Genomic DNA, 12,476 nt, shown 5'->3' with positions numbered 1-12,476 from the left:
GCCCTGCCCTCCTTCAGGCGGGTGCGCTCAACACCAGCCGCGCCAGTTTCTCGACATCGGTGAGCAGTGTCTCCATCTCCAGCGCGGGCTGCTCCTCGCCAAAGCCATGCTTGTCGAACAGCGCCACCGCATTCCACATCATCGCCCCCGCCAGCGCGATGCGGGCCCGGCCCAGTTGCGGCGGCAGCCAGGCCAGCGCGGCGTGCAACCGCTCCAGCAGGGCCGCGATGCTGGGTGCGCCGGGCCGCGGGATGCGCGCATCGAACGGATCGCTGAGCAGGCCCGCCGCGCTCATGTGCATCATGAACCGGATATGGGCATGCGGCGTCTGTTCATCGTCGAGGAGGAAATAGGGCCGCATCATGCAGCGCCAGGCGGTGAAGGCGTCAACATCCTCCAGCGAGGGACCGCTTTCCCGGATCATCCGTGCGCGCTCCGCCTCCGTATCCCGGAGCCGCATGTCGATGACGGCGCGCAGCAGTTCCTCCACGCTGCCGAAATGATAGCTGACGGCGGCGGTGTTCTTCTGCCCGGCGGCAATCGCGACGGCGCGCAGCGTCGCCACGCCGATCCCCGATTGCGCCACCAATGTCTCTGCCGCGAGGCAAAGCTGCCGGCGGGTGGTTTCGCTGCGGGAAGTGGAGGCCATGGCGATGCTTGTAGCTGGCCCGCAAAGGATGGCCAGACCTCATATTAAAGCATTTGCTTTATTTTTGTCGGAGCTTATGATGCCTCCCAGGAAATTGAGAGGATTCCCCCATGATCATCAGCGCCATGCCCGGGCCCTTCGGCGCCACCGTCGAAGGCGTCGACCTTTCCGTCCCCCAGAGCGACGAGACCTTGCGCGCCTTGATCGCGGCGCTGCACGAACATCAAATTCTCGCGATACGCGGGCAGCGGCTGTCGGATGCCGATTATGTCGCCTTTGGCCATCAATGGGGCGACCCGCTGATGTTCCACCTGCCGTCGCACAGGAAGGATGACTTTCCGGAGATGATCCGGATCACCAATGCCGCCGCCACGCCCGAGCGCTATCGCGACGGCGCCAAATTCTGGCATCAGGACAGCAGCTATGAAGCGGTGCCCGCCAGCGTGACCATGCTCTATGGTGTGGAAACGCCCGATGAAGGCGGCGAAACGCTGATCGCCAGCACGGTCATGGCCTATGATGCGCTGGACGAGGACATGAAGGCCAGGATCGACGGGCTCATCGGATTGCACTGCCTGGGCGGGTCCCCGGCCCTGCCGGGTGAGAAGATCCCCTTCATTCCGGAAAATACCGCACGGCACGGCATCGTTTCGCATCCGTTGGTGATGCGTCATCCGGTGACGGGACGAAAGGCGCTCTATCTGTCCGGTTCGGCCTTCGGCGCGGAGGGGCTGGACGTTGACGAGGGGCGCGCGCTGATCGACCGGTTGCGCGCCCATTGCACCCAGCCCCGGTTCGTCACGCGCTACAAGGTCGAGGCCGGCGACATCTTCCTGTGGGACAATTTCCAGGTGCTGCACAGCGCCACGCCGATCGAATATTCCGACGAACCCGGCAAGCGGCGGCTGCTCTACCGGATCAGCACCAAGGGCACGCCCGCGCTGTGCAGGCCGGCCGGTCTGGCGGCCTGACGGATCAGCCGGGGTCGAGGCGCCAGTCGATCCGCTCCGTCAGGAAGGCGAGCGCGGCCTGCACATGCGGCAGGGCGATACGATCCGGGGCGCCCATCAGCACGACAGGCAGCCGGGGCCAGTTCGCTTCCGGCAGCAGCGGGATCAGGCGACCGGCGCGGATATGGTCGCGGGCCAGCATTTCCAGCGTCTGGCCGACGCCCAGACCGGCGAGGGTTGCGGAAAGTATCGCCGCGCCGTCGTTGAAGGTGAAGGCCGTCGGCGGCCGCACGCGGACGGTGCGGTCGCCGTGCCGCAATTGAAGCGGATTGCCGCCCGGCATTTCCACGCTGGCATAGAGTATGGCGCGATGCTGAGTCAGGTCATCGGCTTCCGACGGCTGGCCGTGCTGTGCGATATAGTCAGGCGATGCCAGGCAGATCAGCCTTGTCGTGCCGAGCGTCATGGTCTTCCATCCCGTGGGCGGCGCTTCGCCCGCGCGGATGACCAGGTCGAAGCCGTCGACGCGAAAGAAAGTCCCTCGATCGCCTAGCGTCAGGTCGAGGATCAGCTGCGGATGGGCCCGTTGGAATTCGGCCAGTGCTGGCATGATGAACGCCTGCCCCATGGAGGCCGGGGCATCCAGCCGCACGCGCCCCGCTATGCCTGCCCCCGGCCGCACCGCCATGTCGGCCGTGGCCACGGCGTCCAGCGCAGCCTGCGCATAGGTCAGATAATGGCCCCCTTCGGCGGTCAGGTCGACGCGGCGCGTCGAGCGGTTGAACAGCCGCACGCCCAGATGTTCCTCCAGCCGCCTGACATGCAGGGTGACCATGGGCGTCGAGATGTTGAGGCGCAGCGCGGCGCGGGTGAAGGAACCGGCCTCAGCCACGGCGACGAAGGCCTCCATCGCGGTCAGTCGATCCATCTTCTGCTCCTGCCGCGGTCAGCGACGGTCCAGAGCCGCAGGCGGACCGGAATAGGGAAATGCAAGGAAGCGTTCGGCAAGGCTGTGGAAGTTCCGGATGGTCGAGCCGTGCATCCTACATCGGAATGCCGCGCGGCATAGGCTTCCTCCCCATCTCATCGGCCTTTTGATGTCTGCCGCGGCGTCCTTGCCGCATTGCATGCAACCCTGCAACAACATGATCCGGAGAGGAGTCCTGGATGAGCGGTTTTCTGGACGAACGCGCCAATCTGGCCGGCAAAGTGGCGGCCGTCATCGGCGGCGGGGGCGGCATTGGGGCAGCCATATCGCTGGCGCTGGCCAAGGCGGGGGTGGACCTTGCGATCTGCGACATCGATGCGGCTGCGCTGGCGGGGACGGAGGAAGCGGTCAGGTCCATGGGCCGCCAGGTCACGGCCATGGTCGTCGATGCCACCGACGAAGCCGCGCTGGACGCCTTTTACGACGAGGTCGAACGCGCCTGCCCACGTCTCGACATAGTGGTGAACGTGGCAGGCGGAACGAAGCGGCAATTGCTGTCCGAAGCCAGCCGGGCCGACATCGCCCGGGACATCCATCGCAACTATGGCTATGTCGTCCAGTCGGTGCAGCGCGCCGTGCCGCTGATCAAGCGTTCCGGCGATGGCGGCAGCATCGTCAATTTCACCACCATAGAGGCGCATCGCGGCGCCGCCAGCTTTTCGGTATATGCGGGCGCCAAGGCGGCGACGACGAACTTCACCCGTTCGATGGCGGTGGAACTGGGCAAGGACAAGATCCGCGTCAGTTGCATCGCGCCGGACACAACATTGAGCCGGGGCAATATGGCCGCCATGCCCCCCTCCTTCGCGGAGGGTTTTGCCAGGCTGCCCGCTCACGCCCAGGGCAAGGGCCTGGAAATGTACATCCCCAGGGGCGAACAGCCGCCGGTCGATGCGCTGGCCGATGCCGTGCTGTTCCTGGGTTCGGACCTGTCCACCTTCGTGTCGGGCATGACGCTGCATGTCGACGGCGGCACCATGGCGGCGGCGGGCATGCTGGACTGGCCCTTTGGCGACGGTTTCGTGCCGACGCCGCTCGCAGGCACGCTGGCGCGCCTCTACCGCGATGGAGATGAGGCATGATCCTCTATGCCGTCACCCTTTCGCCCTTCGCCGCCCGCGTGCGGCTGGCGCTGCGCGTCAAGACGCTGGACTATGCCATGCAGCCTCCGCCGGGCGGCGGCACGCGGTCGCCCGAATTTCTGGCGATCAATCCGATCGGGAAATTGCCGGTGCTGGTGACGGACGACGGGCTGGCGATTGCCGAATCGGAGACCATCATCGACTATCTGGACGAGCGCTTCCCTGCTCCATCCCTATTGCCCGCCGATACGGGCGAACGGGTGCGGATGCGCAACATCATCCGCAGTTTCGAACTCTATGCCACGCCTGCCATGTCGCGTTTGTTCAAGCAGATGGACCCTGTGACCCGCGACGAGGCGACGGTCGCGGCCGAGATCGCCAATTGGCGCAACGGGCTGGCGCTCACCGACCGGTTCACGGCAGACGCCCCTTTCGCAGCGGGCGGCGCCATCAGCAAGGCGGACTGCATATTGCTGCCCAGCCTGTTGCTGTGCGAGGTGGTAGCCCAAATCTTCGGCCTCGACAGTCCTCTCGCGGACTGCCCCAATCTGGCGGGCTATCGGGCGAAAGCGCGCCGGCATCCGGACATGGGCGCGATCTGGACGGAGACGGCGGACGCGCTCGCGGCCATGAGAGCGGGAAAATGATCCGCCGAAAGACGAGACGTCCCCAGAACCGCATTTTGTTCAGCACCGCATTTCGGCTTTCAGGCGAAGAGGTCGGCCGCCGCCAGCCGGTCGGCGATGAAGCGGCAAAAGCGCGCTGCATCCGCACCGTTGATCACGCGATGATCATAGCTGAGCGACAGAGGCAGCATCTGCCGCCACGCAATCCCGCCGTCATCCCCCGGAACCGGCACCGGCCGGGCGCGCGTGACGCCCAGAATGGCGACTTCGGGCGCGTTGACGATTGGCGTGAAGCCGGTCCCGCCAATATGCCCCAATGATGTCAGGGTGATGCAGCCGCCGGACATTTCCGCCATCGACAGGCCCTTGGTCCGCGCCTTGTCGGAAAGGGCGGCAACCTCCTCCGCGATCTGCGTCGCGGATTTGCGGTCGCAGTCCCGGATGACCGGCACCAGCAGGCCGCCCGGCGTGTCCACCGCCACGCCCACATGCACATATTTCTTGAGCGTCAGCATGCCGCTCGCCGGATCGAGCGAGGCGTTGAATTGCGGAAAGGCGGCCAGGCCGTCGGCCAACGCCTTCACCAGCAGCGGCACGGCGGTCAGCTTCGTGCCGCCCGCCGCGTTATGCGCTTTGCGCCGTTCCTCCAATTGCGTGATGTCCGCATCGTCCTGATGGGTGACGTGCGGAATGGCGACCCAGTTGCGGCCCAGAAAGGCCGCGACGAATTTCTGGATCTTGCTGAGGGGCCGTTGCTCGACCTCTCCAAAGACTGAGAAGTCGCCCGTGGGCCAGGGGGCCAGACCTGCCAGGAGATCGCTCATATGCGCTCAGGCCCCGTTGGCTTGAGGAATGTGAAGCGCGGGCTTTCCATGTCGATGGAATCCGTCAGCCGCATGGTCGGCGCCGCCGCGAACACGCTATTCAGCAGGGCTGCGGGATCGTTCGTCTCAACCTCATAATCGGCAACGAACAGGCCGGTTTCGGTTCCGGTCATGTCCAGTTCCCTGTAGCGGGTACAGGACAGGATGCCCGGCAACCGGCACATCTCGACCGAATGGACCTCATCATACCAGCGGTCATATTCGGCCTCGCGCCCGGCCACCGCGCGCGAGGTGACATGCAGGATGTAGCGCATCGGGCTTAGCCGATGGTCGCCAGAAGGGTGCCGACCTCATAGGTTTCCCCGATCTGGGCGATGATCCTGAGGGTGCCGCTGGCGGGGCTTTCCACTTCCTGCGTCGATTTTTCCGATTCCAGCGCATAGAGCGGCTGGCCTTCGACGGCCTGGCCGCCATCTTCCACCAGCCATTCGGCCAGCGTGCCTTCATTCATGGAAAAGCCGATCTTGGGCAGCAATACTTCAACAGCCATTGGGAACTCCCTGAGCGATATTAGGATTTGACGAGGGCCTCTGCCGCCGCGACGATGTCGGCGGTTTGCGGGGCGAAGGCGGTTTCCAGCGGTTTGGAGAAGGGAACCGGGCAGAAAGCGCCGCCCAGCCGTCGGACCGGGGCCTTGAGCCTGCCGAACAGTTCCTCGTTCAGCACCGCCGCGATCTCCGCGCCGGCGCCGAAGGGCGTCACCGCCTCATGCACGATGATGGCGCGGCCGGTCCTGGCGACCGACTTCACCACCGTTTCCCTGTCCCACGGCGCGATGGTGCGCAGGTCGATGAGTTCGGCGGAGATGCCCGCTTCCTTCAGCTTGGCGACGGCGGGCATCGCCTCCTGGATCATGCGGGCATAGGCGATGATGGTGACGTCGCTGCCCTCGCTCAGCACATTCGCCTTGCCGATGGGCACGCGATGGCCCTTTTCCGGCGCTTCGGCGGGCGACCAGTAGGTGGGCAGATTCTCGATGAACAGCACCGGATCGGGATCGTCGATGGCGCTGCGCATCAGGCCATAGGCGTCCTTCGGGCTGGAGGGCGCGACCACCTTGATGCCCGCCGTATGCGCGAACCAGGCTTCCAGATAGTCGCAATGCTGCCCGCCGCTGGCGAAACCCGTCCCCGTCATGGTGCGGATGACGATGGGCACATGGGTCTGCCCGCCCGACATGAAGCGCAGCTTCGCCGCATGGTTGACGATCATGTCCATCGCCACGGTCGTGAAGTTCATCAGCATGATCTCGGCAATGGGCTTGAAGCCCACCAGACTGGCACCGATGGCCGCGCCGATGATCGCCTGTTCGGAAATGGGCGTGGAGCGCACGCGATGCTCGCCAAAGCGCGACGACAGCCCCTTGGTGACGCCGCAGACGCCGCCTTCCTCCGGATCGGCCAGGTCTTCGCCCAGCGCGATGACATTCTCATCCTCCTCCATGGCGTCCGCGATGGCGGCGTTGATGCCCTGGAGGATATTCGCCTTGGCGGCCTTCACAATATTTGCGGGGGCCATTGGGGTCTCGGCGTTCATCAGGCCATCTCCTCCGCGAACACGTCGCGCTTCAGTTCCTCCACGCCGGGGAAGTCGCTTGCCAGCGCGAATTCGACCGCTTCGTCGATCTCCTTCTCTATGGCGGCTTCCATTTCGGCCAATTGCTCCTCCGTCGCGACGCCGGTTTCGATGAGCTGCGCGCGGAAGCGCGGGACGGGATCGTTCGCCATCGCATCGGCCTTGCGCGCCTTGTCCATATAGGCGTCGGCATCGCCGAAGACGTGGCCGAAGAAGCGATAGGTCATCGCCTCGATCAGCGTCGGCCCCTCTCCGGCGCGGGCGCGGGCGATCGCCTCCTGCGCCACGGCGTACATTTCGAAGGGATCGTTGCCGTCCACCCGCACGCCCGGCATGCCATAGGCGGCGGCGCGATCCGCGACCTTGACGTTGCTGGTCTTGTCATAGGCGGTGTGCTCGCCCCATTCATTGTTCTGGCATACGAAGATCACCGGCAGCTTCCAGACGGCGGCCAGATTGAGCGATTCATGGAAGGCGCCGATATTGGCGGCACCGTCCCCGAAGGAGGCGACCGTCACGCGGCCGTCGCCGCGCAGTTGCGATCCCCAGGCAAGGCCGTTGGCGATGGGCATGGTCGACCCGACGATGCCGGTCGTCACCATGATGCCCTTGGCGGGATAGGTGACGTGCATCGGCCCGCCCTTCCCCTTGCAGGTGCCGGTGGTGCGGCCGGCGACCTCCGCCCACAGATCCTTGAGCGGCAGGCCCTTTGCTAGCTGGTCGTGGCTGCCGCGATAGATGGTGCAGATATAATCCTCATCCGTCAGATTGACCGAAATGGCGCTGGGGATCACCTCCTGACCGCGCGGGCTGTAATAGGGCATGACCAGCCGCCCGTTCATGATGACCTTGCGCGACCGTTCGTCATTCGCCTTGATCAGCGCCATGCGGCGGTAGATCTCTAACTGGGTCGCCGCATCGGGGGTTGCCCTGTTGCTCATTTCAGACGTCCTTTCGAAAGGCCGGATTTTCGCTATACGCCGTCCAGCATCTGCCATGTTTTGGCGGGCAGGAAAGCCCCGCCCCTGCCATATCGCAATTGTGAAGGATGAGGCGGCGTCCCTATTCCGGCCGGGGACGGCGGGCGCGAAGCTCTATCCGCCCCTTGCCGAACGGCGCGTCGCGATTGGCAAGCGCTTCCTTCAATCCCTTTTCCGCCATGTCCTTGCGGAACCGGCTGCGGCGCGGGCCGGTGCTGAGATGGGCGCGGGCGTCGAGTTCGGCGGCATAGCGCAGGGATTGTTTCGCCCCCGCCAGCTCCATCTGCGCATTGACGACGCGCTTGTGCGTGGCGAGTATTTCCGCGTCGACGCTGCCGATGCGGCGCACCATCTCATCCGCCTCGAAATCCAGTTCCTCGGCCGGATAGGCTTCCAGCACCATGCCGATGCGCGCCGCGTCGATGCCGCTGATCGTGTCGCCGGTGAACAGCATGCGCTTGGTCCACTGCGGACCGCAATGATAGAACCACAGGTTCGTCGGCGGCGTGCCGTTGGCGCGGGCGGCGGGGAAGCCGATCTTCGCGTCGTCGGCGGCAAGCACGATGTCGCAGGAGAAAGCGAGGTCGGTGCCGCCCGCCAGACAATTGCCGTGCACCTTCGCCACGATCGGCTTGTGCAGGTCCAGCATGATGGAGGTCAGCTCCTGCTGCCGCTCCAGATTCCAGATGTCGTCGTCGATGGTCCCCGCGCGGCTGCGATAGGCGGCGGGATCATAGTCCGTCGCCGCGTCGGCCGCGCCGCCATAGCTGTCCGTCAGGTCGTAGCCAGCGCAGAAATCCCTGCCCTCGCCCGAAAGCAGGATGACATTGGCGTCCCGCCGGTCGTCCGCTTCCAGCAGCGCCTGATGCAATTCCTTCAGCATCTGGCCCGACAGGGCGTTGCGCTTTTCGGGGCGGTTCAGGGTGATGCGGGCCACATTGTCGCGCACCGCGAAGCTGATGCAGTCCGTCGATTTCAGCCATTTCATGCCCATGTTCCGCTCTCCAAATCCCTATCGCGCCAGCATAGCGCGCCCCGTGCCGCGCTGGCGAGGCTGGCCCCGCCGCCTATCGGCCATGTGATCCTTGCACCCTCCCCGTCTTGCCCCGTCCGGGTGGAGGGCGCAGTCCTGCCGCTTATGCAAAATGCAAAGGCGAGGATGGCGGACGTGCCGGCGGGCTTCCACCGGCTGGACCGGATGGACGATGTGATGGGCGGCTTCGACCCGGTTTACATCCGCCGGGAGGCGGACGGCCATGTAACGCTGGGCTTTCATGTCGGACAGCAGCACTGCAACCCGCGCGGCCATTGTCATGGCGGCACCTGGGCCACGATGGCCGATGTGGTCATGGGCGTGAATGTCGGCTTCGTGACAGGACTGAGCGGGCCCACCGTTTCGATGAGCATCGACTTCCTGGGCGCGGCGGCGGAAGGCCAATGGGTGGAAGGACGGGCGGAGGTTCTGCGCTGGACGCCCAATCTTGGCTTCGCGCAATGCCGCTTCAGCGCGGACGGCGAGATGGCGCTGCGCGCCAATGCGGTCTTCCGCCGCAAATTCCCGCCCCATCGCGACTTTGAATCGCTGATCGCGCGGACATCGGAACAGAATGGATAAGGAGAGCATCATGGGTCGTCTGTCCGGCAAGGTCGCTGTGATCATGGGCGCGACGCGGGAAGGCAATATGGGACAGGCGATCGCCAATCGCTTCCTGGAGGAAGGCGCGCATGTCGTCGTGTCGGGACGCGGCCAGGAAGGACTGGAAGCGTTCGCCGCCGCGACCGGAGTCACCGCCATTCCGTGCGACATCCGCAGCCACGACCAGATCCAGTCGCTGGCGGATGCGGTGCTGGCGCGGCATGGCGCGATCGACATCGCCGTCAATGCGGCGGCCATCGGCTTCCTCGCGCCCTTCGAGGAAGAGACGGAGGAGCAGATCGATTCGATCCTCTCCGTCATCTTCAAGGGCGGGCTGTTCTTCATGCAGGTGATGGTCGGCGCGATGAAGCGGGAACGGCCGGACGGAAGGGGCGGCGCGATCGTCAACATCTCTTCCGCCGTGGCCGACATCATGTCCGACGATCATTGCAGCTATATGGGCGCCAAGGCCGCGCTCAACCAGATGACGCGCTTTGTCGCCTATGAATATGGCAGGCATGGCATCCGCGCGAACATCCTGGCGCCGGGCCTGACCATCACGCCGATGCTGGGCGGGTTCAACGTGCCCGGCATGGTGGAGGCCTATGCGAAGGAATATCCGCTGGGCCGGATCACCACGGTGGAAGACATCGCCAATGCGGCGCTGTTCATGGCCAGCGACGAATGTTTCATGACGGGCCAGACCTTCCATGTGACGGGCGGGCTGACGCTGCGCCGCAATCCCACCACGGAGGAGATCATGGCCTCCATCGCCGCCCATGACGGCGCGTCGCCGCAGATGTGAGCCTGCCATGATCCGCTTCTCGCAGCCGAACGGTTGACGGTAAATCCATCCGATCGGGCGGGCAGGGATCAGACTGGCGATGATCCGGGCCGCGTGGACCCGCGACATTGACTTGCGCCATGTGGGCGCGGGAAGCTGATGGCAAGGTCTCAGGAGAGGGCAGCAATCGTGAACCAGCCAGCCGCCGCGCTACAGCCGAAGATCACCCGCAGGAAAAAGGCAGGTCCAGAGGATTTCATCCCGAAGGAAGATTATGTCAGCCGCGATTTCGCGCGGCTGGAACAACGGCGGCTCTGGCCCCGCGCCTGGCAGATGGCCTGCCGCGAGGAGGAGATTCCCCGCGTCGGGGATTATGTGACCTATGACGTGCTGGACGAATCCATCATCGTCGTGCGTGTCGCGGCGGACCGGATCGCGGCCTATCATAATGCGTGCCAGCATCGCGGCCGCCGCCTGACGGAAGGGTGCGGCCATGCCGCCCGCCTGTACTGTCGCTTTCATGGCTGGTCCTGGAAGCTGGACGGCACCATCGCCCATGTGGTCGACCGCGATAATTGGGACGGCAGCCTGAAGGACGAGGACATCGCCCTGCCGCAAGTCCGGGTCGATCGCTGGGGCGGATTCGTCTTCATCTGCATGGACGGGGATGCCGAACCGCTGCTCGACTTCCTGTCGCCCATTCCGGATGTTTTCCGCAATTATCCGTTCGAGAAGATGCGCTATCGCTGGTACAAGCGCACGGGCATCGACTGCAACTGGAAGACCGCGTTGGAAGCCTTCAACGAGGGCTATCACGTCCAGACGACCCATACCCAATTGCTGCCGGTCCACGATGACGAGGCCCTGTCCTTTGCCGAGGGGCGCCATGGCAGCTACCAGCTCGCGCCGGGGCGCATTTCGCTGGGCGAGCGCTCCCCCCGGCTTGCCAGCACGCAGGTCGACTATCGCCGCAACGTCCGGGAATTCGTCCTGATGCTGGAGGAGGATCTGAAAGCCTCGATCCCGCCGCACATGGCGGAATTGGCGGACCGGCTTGTCGACGAACTGCCGGAGGACGCCTCCTTGCTCGACGTGCTGATGAAATATGGCCAGATCGCCTTCGAGGCGGCGCAGGAACGCGGCATCCCCTTCCCGTCGCTGACGCCCGAGGAGATCGGGCGGGCCGGGGCGGACTGGCACCTGTTCCCGAACATGGTCTTCCTTCCCGCGCCCGATGCGATGCTCGCCTATCGCGCGCGTCCCGACCGCAATGATCCGGAACGGTGCATCTTCGAAGTCTATTCGCTGGTCCTCTATCCCGAAGGACAGGAGCCGGCGCTGGAACGGCAGGAATTCAAGGATTGGCGCGATCATGACGCCTGGGGCCTGATCCTGACGCAGGATTTCGAGAATATGACCGAAGTGCAGCGGGGCATGCGCTCCACGGGCTTCACCGGATCGCGCACCAATCCCGTGCAGGAACGGAGCGTGTCGAATTTCCACCGGGCGCTGCGCGAGTTCATCGGCGCCTGACCCCAAAAGATTCAAAAGGAGAGAATATGGCTGGCAGATTGAGCGGCAAGGTCGCGATCGTCACCGGCGGCGGCCAGGGCGTGGGTCTGGGCATCGCGCAGGTTTTCCTGCGGGAAGGCGCGAAGGTGCTGATCACCGGCCGCACGCCCGACAAGCTGGAAGCGGCGGTCGCCGGCTTGAAGGCGGAGGGCGGCGAAGCGGCGTGGATCGCGGGGACCGCCGGGGTGCGCGCCGATGCGGAGGCCGCCGTCGCCAGGGCGGTCCAACTGTTCGGCGGGCTCGACATATTGGTCAACAACGCCCAGACGTCCAAACCCGGCACCATGTTCGAGGATACGGACGACGCGCTGTTCGCGCTGACGATCGAATCCGGTCTCTACGGCACGTTCCAGCATATGCAGGCGGCTGTCCCGCATATGAAGGAAAAGGGCGGATCGATCATCAATTTCGGTTCCTATGAGGGGATTCATGGCGGCGTCGGATTCGCCGCCTATGCCGCGACCAAGGAGGCCATTCGCGGCCTGTCCCGCACCGCCGCGCGGGAACTGGGCAAATATAAGATCCGCGTCAATGTGATCTGCCCGGCCGCGCTCAGCCCGATTGCCGAACAATGGGTGAAGGACTTCCCGGAAGAAGCGGAGAAGGTCATGAAGCTGGTCGCGCTCGGCTATCTGGGCGATTGCGCAGAGGACATCGGCCCTGCCGTGCTGTTCCTGGCGAGCGAGGACAGCCGCTATGTGACGGGCCAGACGATCAATGTCGACGGCGGGCAGATGATGTTGTGAGCGG

The 12,476-nt window shown here is 64.9% G+C and carries 15 protein-coding genes; 7 read left to right on the top strand and 8 right to left on the bottom strand.

Annotated elements, in window-relative coordinates; genetic code table 11:
• Window positions 1-13: 13 nt before the first annotated feature.
• A complete protein-coding gene (locus A0J57_RS15235) occupies window positions 14-649 on the bottom strand; it encodes a TetR/AcrR family transcriptional regulator (protein ID WP_061934455.1) in 636 nt (211 codons plus the stop codon).
• Between the two features lie 110 nt (window positions 650-759).
• Between A0J57_RS15235 and A0J57_RS15230 the strand changes: the two genes are divergently transcribed.
• Window positions 760-1,620 carry a TauD/TfdA family dioxygenase gene (locus A0J57_RS15230; protein WP_061934453.1) on the top strand — a complete coding sequence of 287 codons (861 nt, stop codon included), beginning with the start codon at window positions 760-762 and terminating at the stop codon, window positions 1,618-1,620.
• A 4-nt stretch (window positions 1,621-1,624) separates the two neighbouring features.
• On the opposite strand, the gene A0J57_RS15225 is transcribed toward A0J57_RS15230, so the two are convergent.
• Window positions 1,625-2,527: a LysR family transcriptional regulator gene (locus A0J57_RS15225; protein WP_061934451.1), complete on the bottom strand. Its 903-nt coding sequence runs from the start codon at window positions 2,525-2,527 to the stop codon at window positions 1,625-1,627.
• 239 nt (window positions 2,528-2,766) lie between these two features.
• On the opposite strand from A0J57_RS15225, the gene A0J57_RS15220 reads away from it, so the two are divergent.
• Both A0J57_RS15220 and A0J57_RS15215 read left to right on the top strand, forming a co-directional pair.
• Window positions 2,767-3,669, top strand: coding sequence for an SDR family NAD(P)-dependent oxidoreductase (locus A0J57_RS15220; RefSeq protein WP_061934449.1), 903 nt, complete (start codon window positions 2,767-2,769; stop codon window positions 3,667-3,669).
• Complete coding sequence (locus A0J57_RS15215) at window positions 3,666-4,316, top strand: glutathione S-transferase family protein (protein ID WP_061934447.1); 651 nt, start codon at window positions 3,666-3,668, stop codon at window positions 4,314-4,316. Before A0J57_RS15220 ends, A0J57_RS15215 begins: the two co-directional genes overlap by 4 nt.
• 59 nt (window positions 4,317-4,375) lie before the next feature.
• On the opposite strand, the gene A0J57_RS15210 is transcribed toward A0J57_RS15215, so the two are convergent.
• The 6 genes from A0J57_RS15210 to A0J57_RS15185 all read right to left on the bottom strand — a co-directional run bounded on the left by A0J57_RS15210 (window position 4,376) and on the right by A0J57_RS15185 (window position 8,722).
• Window positions 4,376-5,119 (bottom strand): 2-oxo acid dehydrogenase subunit E2, encoded by a 744-nt coding sequence (locus A0J57_RS15210; RefSeq protein WP_025550267.1) that lies wholly within the window; start codon window positions 5,117-5,119, stop codon window positions 4,376-4,378.
• Entirely contained in the window at window positions 5,116-5,433 is a 318-nt protein-coding gene (locus A0J57_RS15205; protein WP_044660663.1) for a DUF4286 family protein, read from the bottom strand. The genes A0J57_RS15210 and A0J57_RS15205 overlap by 4 nt, the downstream gene beginning before the upstream one ends.
• 5 nt (window positions 5,434-5,438) lie before the next feature.
• Complete coding sequence (locus tag A0J57_RS15200) at window positions 5,439-5,669, bottom strand: biotin/lipoyl-containing protein (protein ID WP_025550263.1); 231 nt, start codon at window positions 5,667-5,669, stop codon at window positions 5,439-5,441.
• Between the two features lie 20 nt (window positions 5,670-5,689).
• The gene (locus tag A0J57_RS15195; RefSeq protein ID WP_170825573.1) at window positions 5,690-6,715 is read right to left on the bottom strand and encodes an alpha-ketoacid dehydrogenase subunit beta; all 1,026 of its coding nucleotides are present in this window, start codon (window positions 6,713-6,715) and stop codon (window positions 5,690-5,692) included.
• Complete coding sequence (locus tag A0J57_RS15190; protein WP_044660664.1) at window positions 6,715-7,695, bottom strand: thiamine pyrophosphate-dependent dehydrogenase E1 component subunit alpha; 981 nt, start codon at window positions 7,693-7,695, stop codon at window positions 6,715-6,717. Before A0J57_RS15190 ends, A0J57_RS15195 begins: the two co-directional genes overlap by 1 nt.
• Window positions 7,696-7,816: 121 nt before the next feature.
• Window positions 7,817-8,722 carry a crotonase/enoyl-CoA hydratase family protein gene (locus A0J57_RS15185; RefSeq protein WP_235600879.1) on the bottom strand — a complete coding sequence of 302 codons (906 nt, stop codon included), beginning with the start codon at window positions 8,720-8,722 and terminating at the stop codon, window positions 7,817-7,819.
• A 171-nt stretch (window positions 8,723-8,893) separates the two neighbouring features.
• On the opposite strand from A0J57_RS15185, the gene A0J57_RS15180 reads away from it, so the two are divergent.
• From A0J57_RS15180 to A0J57_RS15165, 4 genes are all read left to right on the top strand, one after another.
• Window positions 8,894-9,349 (top strand): PaaI family thioesterase, encoded by a 456-nt coding sequence (locus A0J57_RS15180; protein ID WP_061934443.1) that lies wholly within the window; start codon window positions 8,894-8,896, stop codon window positions 9,347-9,349.
• 10 nt (window positions 9,350-9,359) lie between these two features.
• A complete protein-coding gene (locus A0J57_RS15175; RefSeq protein ID WP_061934441.1) occupies window positions 9,360-10,175 on the top strand; it encodes an SDR family NAD(P)-dependent oxidoreductase in 816 nt (271 codons plus the stop codon).
• Between the two features lie 168 nt (window positions 10,176-10,343).
• Window positions 10,344-11,687: an aromatic ring-hydroxylating dioxygenase subunit alpha gene (locus A0J57_RS15170; protein WP_061934439.1), complete on the top strand. Its 1,344-nt coding sequence runs from the start codon at window positions 10,344-10,346 to the stop codon at window positions 11,685-11,687.
• A gap of 26 nt (window positions 11,688-11,713) precedes the next feature.
• Entirely contained in the window at window positions 11,714-12,472 is a 759-nt protein-coding gene (locus A0J57_RS15165) for an SDR family NAD(P)-dependent oxidoreductase (RefSeq protein WP_061934437.1), read from the top strand.
• Window positions 12,473-12,476: the final 4 nt, after the last annotated feature.

The sequence above is a fragment of the Sphingobium sp. 22B genome, assembly GCF_001580035.1.
Taxonomy (GTDB): domain Bacteria; phylum Pseudomonadota; class Alphaproteobacteria; order Sphingomonadales; family Sphingomonadaceae; genus Sphingobium; species Sphingobium fuliginis.
The sequence above is the reverse complement of the archived record's forward strand: the minus strand, read 5'-3'. Positions and strand labels throughout refer to the sequence as shown.

Excerpts from the sequence above, each read along its gene's own strand:
- A0J57_RS15235 (WP_061934455.1), bottom strand. The coding sequence starts at position 649 with ATGGCCTCCACTTCCCGCAGCGAAACCACCCGCCGGCAGCTTTGCCTC.
- A0J57_RS15230 (WP_061934453.1), top strand. The coding sequence starts at position 760 with ATGATCATCAGCGCCATGCCCGGGCCCTTCGGCGCCACCGTCGAAGGC.
- A0J57_RS15225 (WP_061934451.1), bottom strand. The coding sequence starts at position 2,527 with ATGGATCGACTGACCGCGATGGAGGCCTTCGTCGCCGTGGCTGAGGCC.
- A0J57_RS15220 (WP_061934449.1), top strand. The coding sequence starts at position 2,767 with ATGAGCGGTTTTCTGGACGAACGCGCCAATCTGGCCGGCAAAGTGGCG.
- A0J57_RS15215 (WP_061934447.1), top strand. The coding sequence starts at position 3,666 with ATGATCCTCTATGCCGTCACCCTTTCGCCCTTCGCCGCCCGCGTGCGG.
- A0J57_RS15210 (WP_025550267.1), bottom strand. The coding sequence starts at position 5,119 with ATGAGCGATCTCCTGGCAGGTCTGGCCCCCTGGCCCACGGGCGACTTC.
- A0J57_RS15205 (WP_044660663.1), bottom strand. The coding sequence starts at position 5,433 with ATGCGCTACATCCTGCATGTCACCTCGCGCGCGGTGGCCGGGCGCGAG.
- A0J57_RS15200 (WP_025550263.1), bottom strand. The coding sequence starts at position 5,669 with ATGGCTGTTGAAGTATTGCTGCCCAAGATCGGCTTTTCCATGAATGAA.
- A0J57_RS15195 (WP_170825573.1), bottom strand. The coding sequence starts at position 6,715 with ATGAACGCCGAGACCCCAATGGCCCCCGCAAATATTGTGAAGGCCGCC.
- A0J57_RS15190 (WP_044660664.1), bottom strand. The coding sequence starts at position 7,695 with ATGAGCAACAGGGCAACCCCCGATGCGGCGACCCAGTTAGAGATCTAC.
- A0J57_RS15185 (WP_235600879.1), bottom strand. The coding sequence starts at position 8,722 with ATGAAATGGCTGAAATCGACGGACTGCATCAGCTTCGCGGTGCGCGAC.
- A0J57_RS15180 (WP_061934443.1), top strand. The coding sequence starts at position 8,894 with ATGGCGGACGTGCCGGCGGGCTTCCACCGGCTGGACCGGATGGACGAT.
- A0J57_RS15175 (WP_061934441.1), top strand. The coding sequence starts at position 9,360 with ATGGGTCGTCTGTCCGGCAAGGTCGCTGTGATCATGGGCGCGACGCGG.
- A0J57_RS15165 (WP_061934437.1), top strand. The coding sequence starts at position 11,714 with ATGGCTGGCAGATTGAGCGGCAAGGTCGCGATCGTCACCGGCGGCGGC.